The organism is Pyxidicoccus sp. M15, from assembly GCF_056858435.1.
In genome coordinates, this window is the sequence record NZ_CM166495.1 from 263,275 (window position 1) to 284,220 (window position 20,946).

Annotated in this window: 14 protein-coding genes; 2 read left to right on the top strand and 12 right to left on the bottom strand. The window is 72.6% G+C overall.

Features of this window, described 5'->3' with window-relative positions:
* Positions 1 to 26: 26 nt before the first annotated feature.
* The 4 genes from ACX9TP_RS00975 to ACX9TP_RS00990 all read right to left on the bottom strand — a co-directional run bounded on the left by ACX9TP_RS00975 (position 27) and on the right by ACX9TP_RS00990 (position 5,966).
* Positions 27 to 884 (bottom strand): phospholipid scramblase-related protein, encoded by an 858-nt coding sequence (locus ACX9TP_RS00975; protein ID WP_482977802.1) that lies wholly within the window; start codon positions 882 to 884, stop codon positions 27 to 29.
* Positions 881 to 4,198 (bottom strand): carboxypeptidase regulatory-like domain-containing protein, encoded by a 3,318-nt coding sequence (locus ACX9TP_RS00980; RefSeq protein WP_482977803.1) that lies wholly within the window; start codon positions 4,196 to 4,198, stop codon positions 881 to 883. The genes ACX9TP_RS00975 and ACX9TP_RS00980 overlap by 4 nt, the downstream gene beginning before the upstream one ends.
* A gap of 63 nt (positions 4,199 to 4,261) precedes the next feature.
* Positions 4,262 to 4,960 (bottom strand): lysophospholipid acyltransferase family protein, encoded by a 699-nt coding sequence (locus ACX9TP_RS00985; RefSeq protein ID WP_482977804.1) that lies wholly within the window; start codon positions 4,958 to 4,960, stop codon positions 4,262 to 4,264.
* A gap of 106 nt (positions 4,961 to 5,066) precedes the next feature.
* On the bottom strand, positions 5,067 to 5,966 hold the full coding sequence (locus ACX9TP_RS00990) for a LysR family transcriptional regulator (RefSeq protein ID WP_482977805.1): 900 nt from the start codon (positions 5,964 to 5,966) through the stop codon (positions 5,067 to 5,069).
* A gap of 97 nt (positions 5,967 to 6,063) precedes the next feature.
* Between ACX9TP_RS00990 and ACX9TP_RS00995 the strand changes: the two genes are divergently transcribed.
* Positions 6,064 to 6,849 (top strand): MBL fold metallo-hydrolase, encoded by a 786-nt coding sequence (locus ACX9TP_RS00995; RefSeq protein WP_482977806.1) that lies wholly within the window; start codon positions 6,064 to 6,066, stop codon positions 6,847 to 6,849.
* Between the two features lie 14 nt (positions 6,850 to 6,863).
* Here the strand turns inward: ACX9TP_RS00995 and sitI6 are convergent, their stop codons facing one another.
* On the bottom strand, positions 6,864 to 7,592 hold the full coding sequence (gene sitI6 / locus ACX9TP_RS01000; RefSeq protein WP_482977807.1) for a SitI6 family double-CXXCG motif immunity protein: 729 nt from the start codon (positions 7,590 to 7,592) through the stop codon (positions 6,864 to 6,866).
* A 12-nt stretch (positions 7,593 to 7,604) separates the two neighbouring features.
* A complete protein-coding gene (sitA6, locus tag ACX9TP_RS01005) occupies positions 7,605 to 8,270 on the bottom strand; it encodes a SitA6 family polymorphic toxin lipoprotein (protein ID WP_482977808.1) in 666 nt (221 codons plus the stop codon).
* Positions 8,271 to 8,350: 80 nt separating this feature from the next.
* Here sitA6 and ACX9TP_RS01010 point away from each other — a divergent pair, with 80 nt between their 5' ends.
* Positions 8,351 to 9,409 carry a hypothetical protein gene (locus ACX9TP_RS01010; protein ID WP_482977809.1) on the top strand — a complete coding sequence of 353 codons (1,059 nt, stop codon included), beginning with the start codon at positions 8,351 to 8,353 and terminating at the stop codon, positions 9,407 to 9,409.
* Positions 9,410 to 9,538: 129 nt separating this feature from the next.
* Here ACX9TP_RS01010 and ACX9TP_RS01015 read toward each other — a convergent pair whose 3' ends face one another.
* From ACX9TP_RS01015 to ACX9TP_RS01040, 6 genes are all read right to left on the bottom strand, one after another.
* The gene (locus ACX9TP_RS01015) at positions 9,539 to 11,107 is read right to left on the bottom strand and encodes a cyclic nucleotide-binding domain-containing protein (RefSeq protein WP_482977810.1); all 1,569 of its coding nucleotides are present in this window, start codon (positions 11,105 to 11,107) and stop codon (positions 9,539 to 9,541) included.
* Between the two features lie 258 nt (positions 11,108 to 11,365).
* Positions 11,366 to 14,557 carry a carboxypeptidase regulatory-like domain-containing protein gene (locus tag ACX9TP_RS01020; protein WP_482977811.1) on the bottom strand — a complete coding sequence of 1,064 codons (3,192 nt, stop codon included), beginning with the start codon at positions 14,555 to 14,557 and terminating at the stop codon, positions 11,366 to 11,368.
* Positions 14,558 to 14,795: 238 nt separating this feature from the next.
* A complete protein-coding gene (locus ACX9TP_RS01025) occupies positions 14,796 to 18,062 on the bottom strand; it encodes an AAA family ATPase (protein ID WP_482977812.1) in 3,267 nt (1,088 codons plus the stop codon).
* Positions 18,059 to 19,312: a metallophosphoesterase family protein gene (locus ACX9TP_RS01030; protein ID WP_482977813.1), complete on the bottom strand. Its 1,254-nt coding sequence runs from the start codon at positions 19,310 to 19,312 to the stop codon at positions 18,059 to 18,061. The genes ACX9TP_RS01025 and ACX9TP_RS01030 overlap by 4 nt, the downstream gene beginning before the upstream one ends.
* A 220-nt stretch (positions 19,313 to 19,532) precedes the next feature.
* A complete protein-coding gene (locus tag ACX9TP_RS01035) occupies positions 19,533 to 20,225 on the bottom strand; it encodes an NADPH-dependent F420 reductase (protein WP_482977814.1) in 693 nt (230 codons plus the stop codon).
* Positions 20,186 to 20,842 (bottom strand): hydrolase, encoded by a 657-nt coding sequence (locus ACX9TP_RS01040; RefSeq protein ID WP_482977815.1) that lies wholly within the window; start codon positions 20,840 to 20,842, stop codon positions 20,186 to 20,188. The genes ACX9TP_RS01035 and ACX9TP_RS01040 overlap by 40 nt, the downstream gene beginning before the upstream one ends.
* Positions 20,843 to 20,946 lie beyond the last annotated feature (104 nt).

Genomic DNA, 20,946 nt, shown 5'->3' on the forward strand with positions numbered 1-20,946 from the left:
AGCCCTCCGGGGGTATGCCTCACCTCTCACTTCCAGAAAGTGAAGATGTCGAAGAGGTCCAGGCCGGCGCCGAGGCTGGACTTGCGGCTGCGGTTGTCGAAGTACGTCATGTCCATCAGCAGCGCCACGGCCAGCACCATCTGCCGCAGCCGGGCGTCGGCGCAGTCCGGTTTGAACTCCAGGGTGAAGGTGTCCGCGTCGGTGAAGGCCTCCTGCAACAGGCCGCTCCACCGCTTGCGGACGACGGCCACCTCCACGCCGCGCTGGAGGATGCGGAACGTCCAGGGCCTGAGCAGCGGCCCCTCCACCGTGGCGATGACGGCGCCGCCCGGCGTCACCACGTCGAAGCGCCGGCCGAGGAGGCTGAAGCGCTGCTGGATGCTCGCCAGTGGCCGCCCGTCCCACGCCTCCACGTCCGCCCGGGACAGCAGGAAGCTCCACGGCCGCTCCACCGCGAGCGCCACCGTGCCACCCAGCGTCACGCACTCCAGCCGCGCCTTGTAGAAGGGCCAGAGGTTGCGCTTGAGCGCCGAGCCCCAGCCGTCCCCCGTCTCGCCCACATACACCGCCGGCCGGCCCGTCGGGTCGCACACCTCGTAGCGGTTCTTCGTTTCCCAGCCGACGAGGATTTCTGCCAGCTCGCGCATCTGCCGCATGCGCAGCTCGGGGGCCTCGAACATGCCCGCCAGCTGCGTGCGCAGCTCGTGGCTCATGTAGCGGGGGTCTCCCGGTGGCCCCTTGCCCGCCGCGCCGGCCGGAACCTCCACCAGGTGCGCGGCATCCGCCGTGGCAATGTCCCCCGAGGGCGACGGCGAGCGCCGCTCGCGGCTGCCCCAGTCCAGCTCCAGTTCCTCGGTGTTCGCGAGCGTGGGTTTGGTGCTCATGGCCGGGAGTCTACCGCCACCGCCTGCCACACGGGAGCCACGTCCCGGACGAGGTTGTCCCCCTCGGACACGTCCAGCTCCTCGCGGTGGATTTCGGGCTGCCCGGGCCTGAGCTGGCTGAAGAGGTAGAAGGTGTAGTGCCCGGGGGGGATGCGCTCGTAGACGAGAGAGCCGTCCGGGCCGAAGCCCGTGCGCGGGATGGAGAGGTACACCAGGGAGCGCCGCTCCCGGCGGACGGCCGTGGGGGGCACGGTGCCGGGGATGAGCGAGTAGCTCAGCAGCCGCTGGCTGCGCTCCTGCGCGTCCACCCGCACGCGCAGCCGGATGGAGGCGCTCCCCGCCCGCTCCGTCAGGGCCACCGTCACGCGCCCCCCGGGTGGCAGGCGCACGTGCTGGGCGAGGAACTCCATCCGGCGTCCCTCCGCGGTCTCCTTCGCGGAAGCGTGCACCATGTAGTCCCCGGCGGGCAGGGTCTCCACGTGGAAGCGGCCCGGGGAGGCCTGGGCCCAGAGGGTGGAGCCGTTGGCCATGAGGTCCCCGGGGCCGCCGCCGTTCCGCACGTCCAGGGGCACCAGGAGGACGTCCGTCTCCACGGGGCGGCCCTCGGCGTCCGTCAGGGTGCCCTCCACCCTCGCTCCCGGAGTCAGGCGCACCTCCAGCATCTCGTCATTCGCTCCAACGGGTTGGCGCTGGCGTGGATAGCCGTCGCGCGACAGGTCCAGCTCCAGGGGGCGCGCTTCCAGCAGGGGCAGCGTGAAGGAGCCGTCTTCGGCGGTGGTGTCCATGGCGAGGGCGGGGCCCGGGCCCGGCCTCGTTTCCCCACCCGGGAGCCCCACCCGGACCAGCACTCCGGCGATGGGCTGGGACGTCACCGCGTCCACCACGCGGCCGCGCACCTGGCGCCCCGGCTCCAGCCGCACGTCACCCAGGTCCAAATCCCTGCCGGGTGGCACGTCCACCTCGCGCACGGCCAGGGTGAGGCCGGGCGCGTCGAAGCGCAGCTGGAACGCGCCCGCGCGCTCCATGGCGAGGCGGAAGGTGCCGTCGGGGCTGCGGACGTGCTCCTGGTTGACGGTGAAGCGCGTGACGGGCGTGCCGTCCCGGTGCACCACGCGTCCGAGGACATAGCCCTGGTAGCGCAGCACCAGCCGCACGTCCGTCGCACCCGCGCGGGACACGACGCCCGGCCGTAGCTGGGACTCTTCCGGCGCGGGCTCCTGGAAGGTGTAGCCCGGCTTCTCCGCCCTCAGCACGCACGGGCCCTCCGGCAGGTGGTGCAGGGTGAAGCGCCCGTCCGGGCCCGTCTTCGTGGTGGAGGGCGAGAAGCCCGAGTCGTCGTCGGGCTGCTCGCGCAGGGTGTACGCGTCCACCTCGGCGTCCGGCATGGGGCGGCCCTGCTCGTCCACGACGAGGCCCGACACGGACTTCCCCGTGTCCATCCGCAGCGACGCGTCCACCGTCTCCGTGCCCCGGATGGACACGGTGCGCGAGGCCCTGTGGACGAACCCGCTCATGTCCAGCGACGCGTGCAGCACGTACGTGCCGGGAGGCAGCCCGCCGAGGGTGAAGCGGCCCTGCTCCTCGCTCGTCGTCTCCAGCACCCGGCCCTGCGCGTCCGGGCCGAGCTGCACGGTGAGCTCCACCTGCTCGAGCGGCTCGCCGCGGGCGTCCGTCACCGCGCCCTCCAGCGTGCCGCCGCCACGCAGCCGGAACTGGAGGCCGGAGGCCGGCGCGTCCACCTCCATGCGCGCGGGGAGGAAGCTGTCGCCGCCGGCGGTGAGGGTGCAGCGCCCCGGCTCGGGCAGCTCGATGAGGAAGCGGCCCTCCTCGTCGGTGAACACGCTGGAGGACCCGCCCCAGGGCTCCTCGGCGTCATCCGTCCCGGTGGCCTCCTCGCTCCGCGGCCTGGGAATGGGGATGCCGTGGTGGAGCCTGCGGGGAGCGCGAGTCACGGGGCGCACCGCCGTCACCTCGATGTCCGCCAGCGGGCGGCCCTCCATGTCGGTGACGAGGCCGGCGAGGACGTGGGCGCGCTGGAGGGTGAAGGACAGGGGCGACGGGGACGCGGACACCTGCACGCCCTCCATCTCCAGCTCGCGGTAGCCCTCCGCATCCACGCCGAAGGTGTGTGCGCCAGGGGCCAGGGGGCCCAGGCGGAAGCGGCCATCCGGCCCGGTGGTGGCGTCGCCAGTCGGGGAGCCCTCCGCGTCCGACGCGTAGGCGATGACTGTTGCTTCGGGGATGGGCTGCCCGGCCTCATCCAGCACCACGCCCTCGGCATGGACGAGCGTGCCCAGGCGCACCGTGGCCTCCGCGTCCGGGCCCCCCTCGGTGAGGCTCACCTGGTCGAAGCCGTGCTGGCCGTCGCGCTCCGCGAACACGTCGTAGTCGCCGGGAGGAAGCGGCCCGAGGGCGAAGCGGCCCTCCGCGTCCGCCACCCCGGTGAGTGACACCGGGGAGACGCGCACCTCGGCGCCCGGGGCCGGCGTGCCGTCGGCGAGCAGCACCCGGCCGGTGAGTCGCCGGGGCGGGTGGAGGACGAGCGGGTCCAGCTCCTCGTAGGCCGCGTCCGGCACGTAGGCCGGCATCAGGCCGGGGCTGGACGCGACGAGGCCATAGTCGTCGTCGGGCAGCGGGCCGAAGGCGAAGCGGCCGTCCGCGCCGGTGCTCGTGGTGAAGTAGCGCGACTGCGCGCGGTGGACGAGCGTCACCTTCGCGCCGGGCAGCGGTGCGCCGGACTCGGCCACGACGCGGCCCGCGAGCGAGAGCCCTTCATCCAGCGCCAGCACCACGTCCTCGCGGCCCGTCGCCACCTCGGGCTCCATGGCGGAGCCGCGCGCGCCGAGGGCCCAGAGGGCCACGGTGCCCTCGGGCAGCGCGTCGAGCTGGAAGGTGCCGTCCGCTCCCGTCGTCACCTGCGCGAGCACGGGCGCACCGCCGCGCTCCTCGGTGATGAGGTCCAGGAGGCTCCGCTCGGAATCGCTGTCGCAGTCGGGGGAGAGCAGCGACAGCTCGGGGGACTCCTCGCCGCAGGGGATTCGGGACAGCGACTCGCCGGGCAGCGCCTGGGTGGCGGAGACCTGGATGCCCGCGAGGGGCTGGCCCTCCATGTCCACGACGCGCCCGCGCACGGACAGCACGCCGCGCGGCGGCGGGGTGGGGAGGCCGGGGCCCGGGAGCGCCCGGTGCTCGGAGCGCGTGACGGCGGGGGCGGGTGCCTCCGTCGAGGTGCCGTCGCGAAACTGGAGGAACGCCACGGCGGCGCCCAGCGCGAGCACGCCGAGTGCGATGACCCCCACCGACGACTTGCGCATGGCGCCCTCCCGGGAGGGCCCACGGTAGCAAACCCGGTGTCCCCGGGTCGCCAGGCGGGCAGGCTACGCCTGCGTGGGAGCGGACACTCCCGACTCCAGCCGGGCCTTCTCCGCGATGATGAGGTCGCGCACGTGCTCGCGCAGGGTGGGCACGTCGGGGAAGGCGGACGGGTCCACCGGAGGCATGACCTCCACGTGGCAGTGGGACTGGGTGTCCAGCACCCAGCCGTGCTTGGGCAGCGTGCGCGCGGTGCCGGTGAGGACGACGGGGATGATGGGGCACTTCATCTTCATGGCCAGCGTGAAGGCGCCGTCCTTGAAGGGCTTCACCTGCCCGTCGAAGGAGCGCGTGCCCTCCGGAAACATGAGGATGGGCACGCCGCGCGCCAGCCAGTACTCACATTCGCGCATCATCTTCGCGATGCTCACCTTGTCCCCGCGAATCAGCGGGACGTAGCGGTTGAGGCGCATGTTCCAGCCGATGAGGGGCAGCCGGAAGTTCTCCGCCTTGGAGACCCACTTGAAGGGGCGGTAGAGGCCGAAGAGGACGAGGATGTCGCCGAGCGACTCGTGGTTGGACACCAGCACCGCGGGCCCGCGCCAGGGCAGGCGCTCGCGGCCGTCCACGCGCAGGCGCCACAGCGGATTCACGTAGAAGTAGAGCTGCGCCCAGAAGCACGAATACAGGTGCAACACCCGCCCGTCCCGGTCGAACGGGAGCGTGACGAGCCAGAGGAGCACGGCGCCCACGAAGAGCACCACGCTGGAGAGCGCCAGGAACGACCAGAAGAGGATGGAAAGTAGGAGTCGGATGGCGCCGCGCAGTGTGCCACAGCCCGGCGCGCGGGAGGGAAGGGGAGTTGCTTCCTCAGGGCCCCGGCGGGCCGGCCTTCGCGAGCAGCTCCACGAAGGTGGTGAGGTACGGCGCGGGACGCACCGTGCGCGGCCAGGCCGCGTGCCAGTGACGGCGCAGGCCCGGCTTCGTCACCCGCACGGCGGCGAGCGTGCCGCGCGCCAGCTCCGGGGCGATGGCCCAGCGCGCGAGCACCGCGATGCCGAGCCCCGCCTTGGTCATCTCCACCATGGCCTCCGTCAGCTCCACGCGAGACACGCGCGCCGGGGTGACACCCGCGGGCACGAGCACCTGCTGGAAGAGGGTGCTGTGCGTGAGGGGGATGCTGTAGAGCAGCACGTGCTCCCGGGCGAAGTCCTCCGCGTGCAGCACGCGCTTCTTCGCCAGCGGATGGTCCGGGGCCAGGACGGCGACCAATTCGTCCTCGAAGAGCGGGGCGCCGGTGAGCCGGCGGTGGTGGACGGGCTCGCTGACGATGCCCAGGTCCAGCTCTCCCGCGAGCAGCGCCTCCACGGGGCGGCGCGTGGCGTCCACGGCGATGCGGACCTCGACGCCGGAGTGCTTCGCGGAGAAGCGCCGCAGCACCGAGGGCAGCCAGTGGTAGGCGGTGTAGCACTCGGTGGCGAGGCGCAAGAGGCCGCGTGACTCCTGGGAGAGACGGGAGACCTCGGCCTCGGCGGCGTCGACCTCGGCCACCACCTTGCGCGCGGCCTCCAGCACGCGCCTGCCCGGGCCGGTGAGGACCATGCGCCGGCCCTGACGCTGGAACAGCTCGGTGCCGAGGCGCTCCTCCACGTCGCGGAGCTGGTGGCTCAGGGCGGGCTGGGACAGGTGCAGCACGCGGGCGGCCGCCGTCACGGAGCCGGTGTCCACCACCGCCGCCACGAGTCGCAGGTGTCTGACGTCCAGGACCATCCATTCGATTCTGTCATGGATTCATGCGGACGATGCGCTGGATGCATGTGGGCAACTTGGGGATAAGTGACGCGTTCCCTCGCTTCGAGGTGCCCGCATGAGCCTGAATACGCAGTCCCTGGCCCCGGATGTCCTGGTCGTCATCGGGGAGACGTATGCCTCCAACGCCACCCTGTTCCTGGATGGGCGCGACGTGCTGATGGTGGACGCGCTCGGCAGCCGGGCGGACGCGCTGGCGCTGCGGCGCTTCGTGCACGAGGAGCTGAACGCCCGGGTGCGACTGGCCGTGTGCACCCACGGGTTCAGCGACCACCTGGCGGCGCTCCAGGAGTTCCCCGAGGCGCTGGTGCTGGCGCACGAGCGCTTCGAGGAGACCTTCCAGGCGGAGCGGTTCCGCTCGGAGGAGGAGTCGCGGTTCTTCCGGGCGCCGGAGTTGCGGCTCGGTGGGCCGATGCACGTGCGGTGGGGGCGGTATGCGCTGGAGGTGTTCCCGAATGCGGGGCACACGGCGAGCACGCTGAACATCGACGTGCCCTCGCTGGACCTGCTGTTCTCCGCGGACACGGCGGTGGGGCACATGGCGTACATCGCGTACGGGGTGCCGGAGGCCATCGACGCGGCGCTGGGACGCTCGGAGGCGCGAGGACGCTCGCGTGTCATCCAGGGGCACGGCGGGGTGGTGTCACCGCGGACGCTGGGTGCGGCGCGGCATTACTTGAGGGCGCTGGAAGGGGCGGTGAGGGAAGCGCGCGGAGTGCCGGAGCGGGTGCGGGCGATTCCGTTGAGTGCGTGCCTGCCGGGGGAGGTGCGGGGCAGTGACTTCGAGGGGTTCTTCCACTCGCGGAACCTGGACGAGGTGGTGGCGCGGCGACTGTGGGCGTGAGGGTGGGCTCGGCTTCAAGGCGCGCGGGTGGGCAGCTCGCGGAACGTGATGCCGTCCAGCTCCAGGCGGCGCGCGGCTTCCATGAACCGCTCGGTTCCCACAATCACCGTGGCGAAGTTGCCTACCCGGAACAGGTCCAGGTCCGCTGGCAGGGACGCCGTTTCGAGGATGGGAGCCTCCGGCAGCCGGAGTGCGACCCGTCCGCAGGAGGCGCATGGAGGGGGCAGGTCCAGCGGTAGGCAGTCCGGGTGCAGCCTTCCATGGGGTTCAATCTGAAGCTCCAGCAGCTCCGGCGGGTTCTTCTGGCGAAACCGCAGCTCCGTTCCACAGCCCAACAGTCCCCGCACGCCTTCCGCCTGGAGACGCTCCAGGGTGTCCCGGCGCAAGAGCAGCAGATAATCCCCCTGCCACGTGAGCGGCCCCAGGTCTCCACGGGCCGTGCCTACCAGCGGCCCGAAGCTCGTGCCGGGCGGAAGCGTTGCCGAGGGAGGCGCCAGCGGACGCACCAACTCGCGGAGGCGCACGTACTCGGGCACTGAGGTCGGCCCAGGGCTTGCGAGCTTGGCCCGCTCCGGCAGTTGCGAGAGGTCCACGGAGGGGTAGTCATGCCCTGATGCACCCCAGATGGCGCCACATGCGGTGCAGTCCACACATGGAAGGGACCACTTGTGTGCGCCGCTGAAGTCGCCTTTGTACCGGGCAGTTGCCGCCCTGTTCTCTCTGAGCTCGAAAATCCGCGTCATCTGTCAGGGGCCTCACCCGGGCCGGGAATGGTAGGGCTGAATGGGGCCGCCGAGGAGCTGGAAGCGGTAGATGAGCTCTCCTGCGTGCTTGAAGAGCTCTTCCCTGCTGGGCGTCGCGTTCTGCCTCCTGAAGTCACGCCAGGCATTGTTCCATTCACCGCCGCGGTCCCCACCCCTGTGAATCCTGATGTGGATGTCTCGCGCAATGGGCAGGGTGTAGTCGTGGATGTTGACACCCCTTCCCTTGAACCACTCCGCCAGATCCGATGCCTGGGGAAAGATGTGATGTTTCTCGAAGCGGCCCGCCGGCAACTGGCGGTTTGGCGGCGCGGGTCTGGGCTCACCGTGCCAGGGGAAGACCATGACGGGTCCACCCTCGCGGGGGAGCTTCATCCCGCTTCCCCAGTTGCGCTGGGGGCCACTGCCGGGCGCCGCCGCGGCTGCCGGAGGACGTGCAGGGGGAAAGCGCACCCGCTGCACTCCACCGGGCACGTCTTCGCAGCGGTAGAGGCCGCAGGCGTCGCCGCCACACACGAGGGTGGTGCACGTGTCCTCGCGCGGATTCGTGCACTCCACTGCTGTGTCAGCCGACGCCAGTTGGGTGGACGGCGCGACGGTTGAGCAGCCGAGCCAGACCACGGTAATCAGTGACAAAGAGAGTGCCTGGAGGGCTCGCATGTCATGGCAGATACCTCAGTCACTCGTTTGCGTCAGTGTCTGAGTCCCGGCCCCGTCGCTGCGCGGCAGGAGGTGGACGGATGTCCTCGCGAATCGCCGTGAGCCCCGACGACACGGACTGGCGCGTGGCCCCGGAGGTTCCGGGCCTGCTGCTGGAGGTCCCGCATGAAGGCCGCTGGCGCCAGCGCCCGTCCCTGCACATCGAAGCCACGAATCACCGCATGCTTCGGGTGACGAGCGGTGGGCAGCCGCTCCTCTGGCTGCGAATCGATGATTGGTGGGAGGACTGCGCCTTCCTTCGCGGGCCCGCTCCGGCGCCCTGGCGGCTTCCCTCCTTCACCTCGGCGGAGGCACGAGGCGTGCCCCACGCTCCCGCGACGGTGGAGTGGTGGACGTCCTGGGCGCACCGCTTCGTGAGGGAGCTGGAGCGTGCCGAAGCCTCCATCCTGCACGCCGGTCGCTGGGGCCTGCGACCGCTGCTCCCCGTACCCGAGAGCAAGGCCGCGTCGTACCCGCGCATTCCCGCCTCCCGGTCGGGTGGACAGCTCGAGCCGCCCTCCTCCCTGGAAGCGGCGCTGCGCTTCGAGCCGTTCTGGTGGGAGTCCTGGGTCTGGCAGCCGCCCGACTGGCACGCGGTGCGGAGCGGTGCCGTGCTCTCCCTTCGCCAACCCTCGTCACCGGACGACGGCCGGGTGAAGGCCTGGCGCAAGCACGCGCGGGACGGGACGCTTCCGCCCGTGCTGCTGCTCTACTTCCAGCTCGTCGGGAAGTGGCTGGTGGTGGATGGGCATGACCGCCTGCACGCGGCGTTGCTCGAAGGGCTGGCTCCGCCCCTCCTGGGACTGTGGCCCATCCAGGAGCGGCCGCTCCCGGACAATCCCCACTGGCGCGCGGGCGCCCAGCAGGGGGCAGAGGCCGCTCTCGGAGCGGGTATCACTCCCGCCCGGGTCGACTCCGCGAACGAGTTGCTCCTGCGCAGTCACCAGATGTACCAGCGGCTGGCAATCACCCGCGCGTGGCCGCTCGCGGGAGGTGCCTCGGCGTGGAGGCGCGAGGTGGCGGCCCGGCGTGAGCGGATGCCCTTCCCCGTGAAGGACCCCGCCGACTGGGCGTGGTTCGCGGGGACGCGCCAGCGCTGACCCCTTCTTTGTGAAGGACCCCGCCGACTGGGCGTGGTTCGCGGGGACGCACCGACGCTGACCTCTTTCCCCGTGAAGCACCCTCGGCAACCCGGCGTGGTTCCTCCGAAACGCGCCAGCGCCGCCGCTTCACGCCGCCGCGCGGGGCTGCTCCAGGGAGACGCGCGGCGGGGGCAGGACCTGCGGCAGGCTCGCCTCCACCGCGAGGTGCAGCTCCGGCGACGCGAGGCGGGGGAGGACGACGAGCTGCGTGCTCTCCTGCGCCACCACGCGCAGCGGCCGCTCCACCTCCAGCAGCATCGTGCCCCGCGCCGTCATCCTCGGCGCCGCGTGCGTCAGCTCCACCGCGCCCGACAGCACCAACAGGTACGAGCCCGGCTCCAGCAGCCGCTCCTGCCGCGGCGCCAGCTCCACCTGCTCGCCCCGCTGCAGCCAGCCGAGCCGCGCCTTGCGGCCCAGGTGCGCGTAGCGGTCCATCCCCCGCACCAGGTCATCGAAGCGCCGCTCCGCGAACGTGCCCCACACGCTGCACCGCAGCCCCGCGTCCGCCGCCAGCAGCGGCAGCAGCGCCGCGCGCGGAATCCGCACCAGCGTGGACGCCGCCGCCGTGCGCACCGAGGCCGAGCGCCGCTCGCTCCCCAGCATCGCAATCTCCCCGAACACCGTCCCGCTGCCGAGCTGGTTCACCACCCCGTCCTCGCCCCCGCCGCTCTCCGCCAGCACGTAGGCCGCGCCCCGCGCCAGCAGGTACAGCTCGTCGCTCGCGTCACCCTTGCGGAACACGTAGTGTCCTGCGGGCAGCTCCATGATTTGCGCGCTCGCGGCCAGCGACTCCAGCGCCTGCGTGCCGAAGCGTGAGAACAGCGGCGACGCCTTCAGCTGCCGCACCACCTCCGAGCGCCGCAGCTTCGCGCCGCCGGGCAGCCGCCGCGCCAGGGCGCGCAGCGCGTCCATCGGCTTGCGCAGCGAGCGGCCACACAGCACGCGCAGCACGCTCAGGATGTTGGCCGCCGTCGCCGGCACCAGCGTCACCAGCCCGTGCCCGTCCACGTAGCGGGGGTTGGACTCCATGAAGAAGCGCGCCGCCGGCTTGTCGCACTGGCGCCAGTAGTCCTGCTCCACCTCGGACTCACGCGTGCGCCAGCCCACCTCGCGCAAGAGCGGGTTGGCCGCGTCCACCTTCTCCAGGCCGAACTCCGTGGCCAGCCCGTCCATGAAGGCCAACAGCTCCGGCGGCACCGGCTGCTCGCGGCGCGGCCACACCTCGCCGCAGTACTTGGCCAGCAGCGCGTAGCTCGACGGGTGCACCAGCGAGCCCATGTAGTACGCGGGCCGGCCCGGGTGCCGCAGCATGTACTTGAGCACCAGCGACAGCCCGAAGCGCGTGTTGGTGTTCGCCCCCCGGTACGCCCGCAGTGAGCCGGCTTCCGCGCGGAACACCGCCGTCGTCACCCCGTTCAGCGGCTTCTCGAAGACGTGCATCGCGAAGTAGCCGACGATGTCGCCCTCCTCGTTCTTGTGGACCTGAATCCAGGTCTGCTCGGCCTTGGACTCCACCACGTACTTCGCGAACGACTCCCGCTCCACGCCGTCGAAAATCTGCTGGTGGACCGCGTACAGCGCGTCCGTCAGGCGCGCCCGGGCCTCCAGGGACAGGGACTTGGGGACGATGACTTCGGTGCTCGCGATACGGGGCATGGCGGTTCCTCCCGGCTCTGCTGGCGGGCCCCTTGTGCAAGCGCGCGGCCAGGGTTCGCGCGCGCTGTCACGGGTGGGGTTTCCCGAGGGAAACCCCCGCCGCCGGTGTGAGGAAGAGGACGGGGAGTGGGGGCCTGTGCGCGTCGGGAGGGAACGCGGGCGCGTGCGTGGGCGACGCCATGTTGGGGGGATGGAGCCGGCCGCGTCTGGGGAGAACGCGCGAGCGTGCGCGGGTGACGCGGGGCCGCTCGGTGTCCCTCAGAACCCGTCGAACACGAAGAGCCGCCAGTCGGGTGTTACCTCGCGCACCACCTGGCCTCCGGCGGGCAGGTCCAGCTCCTCGCGGTGGAAGGCCTGCAGCGAGCGCTCCACGAGGAAGAGCGTGGCCCGTCCCGGCGGCAGGTTCCGGTACGTCACGGTGCCCGGAAGTTGGCCCTCATAGGGAAAGGCGCGGGCCTCCACGGGAGGGAAGTCCCGGAAGAGGCGGGGTGGAGGCGCGACGCCCGGGAACAGGATGCTGAAGCCCACGGAGTCGTCCACGCGCAGCTCCAGCGTGGCCCCCGTGCTGCGCGCCACCAGGTCGAGCTTCACCGTGCCGCTGGCGGGAAGTTGCACGTCCTGCGGGTCGAAGACGGTGGAGCCGCGCCGGATGCCGGGGGCGAACGCGTACACCCGGTAGCTTCCGGGCTCCAGGCCCTGGTGGACGCCAGCGCCCTTCGGAATCGAGTAGGAGCGCATCGTCAGGGCCTCTCCCCGCCGGTCCAGGTAGAGGGTGGCATCCATGGGCCTGCCCTGGGCGTCCCGGACGGACACCTCCACCGCGGCGCCCTGTTCGAGGCGCACCGTCAGTCCCTCCTCGTCTCCGGCTCCGAGGTCGAGGCGCCAGGCGCGGTAGTGGTCCGCCTCCACGAAGAGCTGGAGCGGGCCGGGCTCGACGGAGGGCAGGGAGAAGTTTCCGTCCGCGTCCGTTCGCACCGCGCCCCGATGGCTCCCGATGGGCACGGTGCCGATTCGCGCGCGGGTGGCGAGGACACTGACTCCCTCCAAGGGCTCGCCCGTCTTCGCGTCCAGCACCCGGCCCGACACCCGGCGGCCCGGGCCCAGCCGAATCTCCCCCAGGTCCACGTCGGTGCCCGCCTGCGCCTCCACCTCGCGCAGCACCGGGGCCATTCCCTTCGCGGACAGCTCCATGCGCCAGGTGCCCGACGTCTCGATGGGGCGGGAGAAGACGCCGCGCGGGTCCGCCAGCTCCTTCCCATTCAAGCTGAAGCGCGTCACCGGCGCGCCGTCCGGACCGGTGAGCCGTCCATGGATGCGGCCCAGGTGCTCCAGCACGAGGCGCACCTCCGGGGCTCCGGCGCGCACGCGCAGCCGCTGGAGCTCCGGCTGTCCACCCACCGAGCGGGCGGGCACGAAGCGATGAACGTTGGCGAGGACGTGCAGCCAGACCTCCTCCGGCTGGAGGTGCCGCAGCGTGAAGCGGCCGTCCGCCCCGGTGAGGGTGTACGGAGAAGGCCCTCCCGACTCGTCCCCGCGCCGCCACGGGGGGGCTGTCCCCAGGGGAAGCATCGCATGCACGCGGACCCCCGCCACGGGCTGGCCGGCCTCGTCCACGGCGAGCCCCGTGAGCGTCCACCCCGCCTCCAGCCGCAGGGCCACCTCCACGGCTTCGCGCTCGCGCAGCTCGAGGGGCCGGGACGTGGAGCGCTCCACTCCGCCCGACACGTGCGTTGCCTCGAGCACGAAGCGGCCCGGCTCCAGCCCCTGAAGCGAGAAGTGTCCGCGCGCGTCCGTGGTGCCCTCATACGCGGCCTTGACGTCCTCCCCCTCGCGCCACAGCTTCACCCAGGCCGCGGGGATGGGCGTGTCCCGCTCGTCGGTGAGCGTCCCCGACACGCGGGCCTTGCGAGGCAGCACCACCCGGACGTTGGACGACGGGGCCGTGACGAACTCTTGCGCACGGAGGCGGCCGTCCTCGACCCGGGCGTCGAGGTAGAAGGTCCCCGGCGCGGGAGCCTCCATCAGGAAGCGGCCCGCTTCGTCCGAAATGGCGAAGCCGACGCTGTAGGTCTCACCGTCCCCATCCTCGAAGAACTGCTCCAGCTCCAGGACGACGTCTTCCACCGGATGGCCCGCGTCGTCGACGACCACGCCTTCAATGGGGATGGTGGCCTCGAGCGTGAAGTCCACCCGGACGTTTCCCGGCCCGGACTCCACGACCTGGGAGTCCGAGGCGTATCCGGTCGCGGTGACCCTGATGCTCAAGCGGCCGGGTTCCAGCGGGCCGAGCTGGTAGTGGCCCGTGGCGTCCGTGAAGACGTCGTGTCCCTTGCCGGTGACGAACGCTCCGGCGAGGGGGTGCCCGGCTTCGTCACGGACGGTGCCCTCCACGCGCAGCGCGCTGCCCAGCTCCAGGAGGACCTCGGGTGGAGACGTGCCCCGCTCGACATGGAGGGCGGCGTGTTGCTCGCCCCGCGTGGCCGTGAGCAGATAGCCGGAGGAGGACCAGAGCCCCTCGAAGATGAAGCGGCCCTCCGCGTCCGTGGTGGCCAGGTGGTCCGGGTGGACTCCCTTCTGCTCACCGTCGTCGAGCTCGGGCCAGAGCGTGGCCCGGACCTGGACGCCGGGGGTGGGCCGGCCATTGTCCAGCACCCGGCCCACGAGGCGGCGCGGACGGCCGAGCACCACCTGCTCGTGCTCCGTTCCCTGCGCGAGCTCCGGAGTCCAGCCCTCCTTCGAGACGGCGACGCGGTAGCTCGCGAGCGGCAGCGGGCCGAGGCGGTAACGGCCGTCCGCTCCAGTCTCCGTGTCGAAGAAGCGGGTGTGCTCCGTGTGCACCGCCGTCACCCGCGCGCCGGCCAGCGGGGCTCCGTCCTCGCTGAGGACGATGCCCTCCAGCGTGAGGCCCGCGCCGAGCGTCAGGGTGAGGCCCTCCTGCCCGGCCGCGACGTCCGGCCACATGCTCGCGCCGCGTGCGTCCACCGCCCAGAGCGCGAAGCTTCCGGAGGGCAGCCCGTCGAGGGAGAAGGTGCCGTCCTCCGCGGTGGAGGTCTCAGCATGGAGAGGGGCTTCGCCCTCGCGCCCGAGGACGAAGTCCAGCACGGCGCTGGCGGCTGCGTTCATGCACTTCGGGAGCTTCTGGCGCCACAGGGGCCGCTGCAGCACGTCGCCGCAGACCAGCTCCGACAGTGTCTGCCCGGGCTGGGGCCTCGTCGCGAAGACGTGCACTCCGGCGAGCGGGCCACCGTCCCCGAGCACGACGCCGCGCAGGTGCAGGTGGCCATCCGGGCGCGGTGCGGGCGCGGCGAGGAGGAAGTTCGTGCTCTCGCGGGTGGAGCGTGTCACCCGCTCCGGTGCCGAGCGCGCCACCGGCCGGCTCAGGGCGATGCCCAGTCCCACGGCCAGGGCCAGTACGCCGATGGCCACCGCCAGCCCCTTCCCCTTGCGCATGCTCCCTCCGCGAACCGCCAGCGAGTGTAGCAGCGGGGAATCACGGCGCGGGCATGAGGCTGGGTTCCCGAGCGACCGGGACGTCACGAACCGTCTGCCCGGCCGGTGGGAATGACGGGCCGGGCGCCGGACGTGCCCGGGGGCGTGCTGTTCGGAAATGTCGGGACATTTCGCCGCGCAAACCCCCGACATTTCCGAACAGGACGCTCCCTCGAGCTCCCCGGACCCGCTTGCTGCGTCAGCCGGCCTGGAGCACGGCAGCGGGCTGGGCCGCGCTCAGGTTGGAGTCCAGTTCCTGCACCCGGGCGCCCTCGGCGGCGAAGGCCTCGCGCAGCCAGGGGTGGCAGGTGAAGGCAATCACCTGGTGCTGCGTGGAGAGCCGGGCCAGCAGGCGGATGGCGCCACGGGCCCGCTCCGGGTCGAAGTTCACCAGCACGTCGTCCACGATGAGCGGCAGCGCGCCGCGTGTCTCTCCGAAGTCGCGCACCACCGCGAGGCGGAAGGCGAGGTAGAGCTGCTCGCGCGTGCCCCGGGAGAGCTGCGCCGCGCTCCAGTCTCGCTCGCCGTCGCCCACGCGCAGCTCGCGCTCCTCTCCCGTGGGGATGAAGACGCGGCGGTAGCGGCCTCCGGTGAGCTCGGCGAAGTGCTCGGAGGCGAGCTGCACCACGCGCGGCTGCTGCTCCTCCTCGAAGCGGCGTCGGGCCCGGGCGAGCAGGGCCAGCGTCAAGCGGTCGGCGGCGTAGCGCGTGGCCAGCTCGGCGACGCGTGCGCGCAGCGCTTCCTCTTCGATGCGCAGCCGCGCCAGCTCGTCGTCGTTCTCCCAGGCTTCGAGCTGGTTGTTGAGGGCGCCCAGCTCCGTGAGCACGGCCTTGTGCCGCTCCTGGGCCTCGGTGTGGCGCGCGCGCCGGGAGCCCAGGGAGGCGTGCAGTCCCTCCTCTCCGCCCACCTCGCGGAGGGCCTCGCGCACGTGGGCCTCCGTCAGGCCGGTGCGTGCTTCGATTCGCTGGGACAGCTCGCGTGCGCGGTGCGTGAGCTCGGCGTAGCGGCGGGCCTGCGCGGCCCGGCGGCGGAAGGACTCCTCGTCGGCGCCACCGCCCTCGGCCAGCAGCAGCGCGAGCGCCAGCTCCTCCTCGTGCGACAGCCCGTCCAGCCGGGCCTTCTCCGCGAGCAGCTCGCGGCGGCTCTCCTCCAGGACCCGGCGCTCGGCGGTCTCCTCGCGCGCCGTCTCCAGCGCGGCGGCGACCCGCGCGGCGACAGTCTCCAGGGCGCCCGGTGGAAGCGCCGCCATGATGGCGGTGGCTCGCTTCGCCACGCTCTCCCTCGTCACCGTGGCCACCAGTCCCGAAGCAAGTCCCGCCGCCTCGGCTTCCTCCCACAGCTTCAGCGCCACGGGCGCGCAGGCCCGCTCATCCACCGCGAGCGCCGCCTCCTCCGTGCCCACGTCCAGCAGCCGCTGCCGGAGCGCCGCCGCGTCCCGCCACAGCGTCAGGGCCGCCAGCGCCGGGAGCGTGGGAGGGAAGTGCCGCGCGGACAGGTGCTCCGCCAGCTCCTTCGCGAGCGTCCCGTGTCGCGCCTCGGTCTCCCGCAGCGTCTCCTCCGCGCGCTGCTCCTCACGCACCGCTTCGCCATGCCCCTCCCGGAGCTTCTCCTCATCGCGCAGGAGCACCTCGCGCCGCCCGGCCTGCTCCAGCGCTTCCGCCAGCGCGGCCTCCCGTGCCGCCAGGTCCGTCGCCGTCGCCACCGGCGTCATGCCGGCCTCCGCCGCCGCGGACAGCAACTCGCGGTGCAGCATCTCCTCGCGTGCCGCCAGCCCCGCCAGCGTCGAGCGCAGCCGCTCCTCCTCCTGCTGCCTCCCGCGCTGCCGCGCCGCGTGCGCCTCCAGCCCCGCGTCGCGCGCGGCCTCCACGCGGCGCCTCGCCACCTCCAGCACGCCCGTCAGCACCAGTCCGCCCACGAGGCTCAGCGCTCCGGCCACGGTCCCCGCCAGCAGCCACGCCACCACCGCGAGCACCACCGTCACTCCCGCGACGGCGGGCACCCACCACATGGGCAGCACCACCTCCACCGGAGGCGGCTCTCCCTGCGCACGGGCGCTCTCGAACTGTCGCCGCAGCTCGGCGCGCTGCTCACCCAGTCGGTCCAGCTCCCCGCGCACGCCGCGCAGCCGCCCCAGTCCGGCCTGATGCTGGCGCACCTGCGCCGGCCGCACGTCCGGCAACCCCGCCAGCTCCCCGCGCGCTCGCGCCACCGCGCCGTCCAGCCGCTCCCGCTCCGAGCGCGTCCGCATCCGAGCGCCCAGGGCCTCGCGGCGCTCCGTCTCCACCGCCGCGAGCCGCGTGGCCAGCTCCTCCAGCGCCGCGCGCACGCTCGCGCTCAAGTCCAGCGCCAGCAGCCCGGGCCCGTCCACCGGCAGCCCCAGCTCCCGCAGCTCGCGCTCCACCTGCCGGCGCTTCTCCTCCACCGCCGCGCGCCGCGCGGGCAGTGCCCGCAGCAACCCCGAGCGCTCCGTGTACGCGGCCAGCGCCAGGTGCAGCGCCTCCTCCCGCCCGCGCACCGGAGAGGGCAAGGCCAGCCGCGCCAGCCCCGCGTCCACCGTCGAGAGCTTCTCCGCCAGCCGCGCCCCTTCCGCGCGGTAGTTCCTGCGCCGGTGCAGCGCGTCCTCCAGCCGGGCCTCGCCGCCCTCGGGGAAGTGCTCCAGCTCCGGCAGCGACGCCAGCTCCGCCCGGGCCTCCGCCAGCGCCGACACGTCCGCCAGCGCCGCCTCCAGCCGCCCGAGCCGCTCCAGCTCGCGGCCCGCGTCGTGCAACTCCGCCTCCAGCACGCGCTGCTCTTCACCTCGCGCGGCCAGCCGCTCCTTCTCCGCGAAGTACCGCGCCGGACGGTCTCCCGCCTCGCGCAGCCGGGTCTGCACGTCCTCCAGGGCCCGCAGGGCCTCATTCAGGAGCGGCGTCTGCCCCTTCGGCTTGTAGAGCTCGCCCGCGCTCCTCTCCAGCTGCGCCACCACCTCCGGCAGCCTGCGCGCGCCGCGCATGCTCGCGGCGACGAGGGCCTCGGAGGCGCCGCGCTGCTCGGTGAGCCTTTCGAAGCCGGCCAGCTCGTCCAGGCGGAAGGCGAAGACGTCGAAGAACAGCTCGCGCGACACATGGCCCAGCGCGTCCTGCACGCGCTCCCACGGCAGGGGCAGCCCGTCCGGCCCGAGCACCGTCGGCTCGCCCCGGGTGGACTTCTTGTTCACCGCCACGCGCCGCACCAGCAGTGGCCCCGCTTCCGTCGTCAGCCGCAGCTCGCCGCCGAAGGTGCCGCCGTCGCGGGGCTCGTAGCGCTCCGGGTGCCCGTTCTTCTCGAAGCCGAACAGCATGCTGCGCAGGAAGGCGAGCAGCGTGCTCTTCCCCGCCTCGTTGGGCCCGTACAGCAGGTGCATCCCCGGCCCCAGCTCGCGGTGGAGCTGGGAGAAGCGGCCGAAGCCCTGCACGCGCAGCCCGTCGATGCGCAGCCCTGGCTTCATGGCGCGTCCTCCTCGTGCAGTGCTTCCGCTCCGTGCAGCCCGGCCCGGACGACCCACTCCGGACGCGGCGTGGCCAGCACGTCCACGCCCAGCCGCTTCAGCCGCTGGCCCAGGCTGCCCAGCGCCTCCTGCTCCCACAGCCGCGTCAGCTCCTCCGGGCTCTCCGCGAGGAAGCGCGCCTCGTCCAGCAGCGTGCGCGAGAAGCCGCCCGCCGCGCGAAGCGCCTCCACGTCCAGCTCCGGGCGCGTGCCGTCCCGCAGCGACTCCAGCAGCACGGGCGGATGGCCCCGGGCCAGGCGCTCGCGCAGCTCCGTCTCCACCTGCGCCAGCGCCCCGGGCCGCGCCAGCTCGCGGTGCAGCGGGCCCCGGCCGGTGAGGGTGAGCCGCACCGCATGCCCGTCCAGCTCCGACGCGCACTGCGCCTCCACCGCCTCCAGCGCCGTGGACACCAGCCCGTCCAGCGTGCCCACGCCGGACAGCGGCAGCTCCAGCTTGTGCCAGCGCACGCCGTCCACCGGGACGAAGCGCCGCCGCGTGCCGCCGTCCTCCACCTCCACCAGCACGCAGCCCCGCTCGCCGGACTCGTGCGCATGGCGCCCCTGCGGGTTGCCCGGGTACACCGCCACGCCTCCACCCGGGAGCGCATGCTCGGCCCGCGTGTGCACGTGGCCCAGGGCCCAGTAGTCCAGCCCGCGCGCGCCCAGGCCCGCCGCCGTGCACGGCGCGTAGTTGGCGTGGCCCTCCGCGCCGCCGAGGTTGGCGTGCAACAGCCCCACGCTGAAGCCGTCACCGGTGCGGCGGAAGCGCGCGGACAGGTCCTCGCGCACCTCCACGTCGGGATAGGAGATGCCCTGCACGCGGCACAGGTGGCGGCCCTCGCGCACCACGTCCGCTTCCTCCCAGTCCGGGCCGAACACCTTCACGGACGCGGGCAGGCCCAGCGTCCCGGTGTCGCCGCTGAGCGGGTCATGGTTGCCGTGGACGATGAAGGACTGGATGCCCGCGGTGTCCAGCCGGGCCAGCTCGCGGCGCAGCGCGAGGCGCGCGCGCACCGAGCGGTCCTTCACGTCGAACAGGTCTCCCGCGAGCAGCAGGAAGGCCACGCGCTCGCGCAGGCACAGGTCGACGATGCGGGCGAGGGCGCGGAAGGTGGATTCCTGGAAGCGGCCGGGCAGGGGCCCGGGCGCGGCCACCCCCCGAAACGGCGTGTCCAGGTGCAGGTCGGCGGCATGGACGAACTTGAAGGGCATGGCCGCCTCCCACCGTACCCGAAGCCGCGAGAGGGCCCGATTTTCCGGCCCCGCGCCGATGGCTGGAGGACAGCGACCTGCCCTCCGCGACGAGGCGGCGTCGGCTGACCGCCATACCGGATGTAGACGGGGAGACAGCACACCCGTGAAGGGGCCAACCCCGGCCATGGGGTGGCCCCCTCGTGGAGGGACTCCGCTGGAGGTCGGATGCCGGGGAGACTCAGTCCAGCTCGAGCAGGTTGAGCGTCGGCAGCGAGCCGCCGGGGAACTGCTGCAGCTTGCCGCCGGTCGCCAGGCCGCCGACGTCGACGGTGGCGAAGCCCGCCTGCCCGAAGAGGCTGCTCACCTCCGTCTTGGCGCCTGCGTCGTCTCCCGACATGAACAGCACGCGGCGGCCTCCGGACTGCCGGGGGTCCGCCGCGAGCACGGCGGCGAGGAGCGTGTTGCCCGCCTTCACCACACGCGCACCCGGGGCGAGCGACGCCACGACTTCGCTCGACGTGCGCCCTCCCAGGTCGGCGAGGCGGAAGCCGGGAAGGAGGACGGGGTTGGTGGCATCCACGAGGATGCGGCCATTCCACGCGGGCAGGCCGGACAGCGCCCCGGGCACCTGCTCCCACGGGACGGAGAGCATCACCACGTCCGCGGCCGCCGCCTCCTGCCGCGTGCCCGCCCGGGCCCGGGGGCCGAGCTGGCGCACCAGGCCCGCCAGCGTCTCCGGGCCCCGGCTGTTGCTGACAATCACTTCATGGCCGGCCTTCGCCATGTGGCCCGCCAGGGCCTGACCGATGCTGCCCGCGCCAACGATTCCAATCTTCATGACACGCTCCAGGGACTGCCCTTGCACCAGAGATGGAATGGCCTTCCGCGCCTTCACTTCGCGGGAGGCGTGTCGAGGAGCTGCTGCTCCCACGTGAAGCTGGTGCCGACGTTGCCCATGTGGTCGACGAGCAGCTTCGCGATGCCGGGCACGGTGGCCTCGCGGGCCCAGTCGCGCTGCAGCTCGGACGCGAAGACCGTCCAGGTGAGCGGCACGGCGCCGGCCTGGACCATCCGCTGAATCGCCACCTCGTGCGCCTCGAGCGAGACGCCACCGGAGGCGTCGGTGACGATGTAGACCTCGTAGCCCTCGCCGAGCGCGTGAATCACCGGCATCGCGAGGCAGATTTCCGTCCACAGCGCGGCCATGACGAGCTTCTTCTTGCCCGTCTTCTTCACCCACTCGACGACGCGCGCGTCCTCCCAGGTGTTGATGGTGGTGCGGTTGATGGGCTTCTGCTCGGGGAAGACATCCTGCAGCTGCTTGAGGAGGTAGCCGCCGCGCTCCTCCACCACCGTGGTCAGCAGCGTGGGGACGTTGAACAGCTTCGCGGCCTTCGCCAGCCCCACGACGTTGTTGATGACCGTCTGGGTGTCGTGGCTGCGCAGGCCGGCGAACTGGAACGGCTGATGGTCGATGAGGATGAGCGCGCAGTTGTCGGGCGTGAGCAGCGCGTCGAGGCCAGCCTTCGGGTTGCGGGAAGTAGTCATGGTGTCGTCTCGAGGAACAGCCGGGGTGGGTTGCTGATGGAAACGATGATGAAGGTGGGCCGCCTTTCGGAGTAGAGGGCAATGCACAGCATCACTTTCAACAG

Excerpts from the sequence above, each read along its gene's own strand:
- ACX9TP_RS00975 (WP_482977802.1), bottom strand. The coding sequence starts at position 884 with ATGAGCACCAAACCCACGCTCGCGAACACCGAGGAACTGGAGCTGGAC.
- ACX9TP_RS01010 (WP_482977809.1), top strand. The coding sequence starts at position 8,351 with ATGTCCTCGCGAATCGCCGTGAGCCCCGACGACACGGACTGGCGCGTG.
- ACX9TP_RS00995 (WP_482977806.1), top strand. The coding sequence starts at position 6,064 with ATGAGCCTGAATACGCAGTCCCTGGCCCCGGATGTCCTGGTCGTCATC.
- ACX9TP_RS01030 (WP_482977813.1), bottom strand. The coding sequence starts at position 19,312 with ATGCCCTTCAAGTTCGTCCATGCCGCCGACCTGCACCTGGACACGCCG.
- ACX9TP_RS01015 (WP_482977810.1), bottom strand. The coding sequence starts at position 11,107 with ATGCCCCGTATCGCGAGCACCGAAGTCATCGTCCCCAAGTCCCTGTCC.
- ACX9TP_RS01025 (WP_482977812.1), bottom strand. The coding sequence starts at position 18,062 with ATGAAGCCAGGGCTGCGCATCGACGGGCTGCGCGTGCAGGGCTTCGGC.
- ACX9TP_RS01020 (WP_482977811.1), bottom strand. The coding sequence starts at position 14,557 with ATGCGCAAGGGGAAGGGGCTGGCGGTGGCCATCGGCGTACTGGCCCTG.
- ACX9TP_RS00990 (WP_482977805.1), bottom strand. The coding sequence starts at position 5,966 with ATGGTCCTGGACGTCAGACACCTGCGACTCGTGGCGGCGGTGGTGGAC.
- ACX9TP_RS01040 (WP_482977815.1), bottom strand. The coding sequence starts at position 20,842 with ATGACTACTTCCCGCAACCCGAAGGCTGGCCTCGACGCGCTGCTCACG.
- sitI6 (WP_482977807.1), bottom strand. The coding sequence starts at position 7,592 with ATGACGCGGATTTTCGAGCTCAGAGAGAACAGGGCGGCAACTGCCCGG.
- sitA6 (WP_482977808.1), bottom strand. The coding sequence starts at position 8,270 with ATGCGAGCCCTCCAGGCACTCTCTTTGTCACTGATTACCGTGGTCTGG.
- ACX9TP_RS00980 (WP_482977803.1), bottom strand. The coding sequence starts at position 4,198 with ATGCGCAAGTCGTCGGTGGGGGTCATCGCACTCGGCGTGCTCGCGCTG.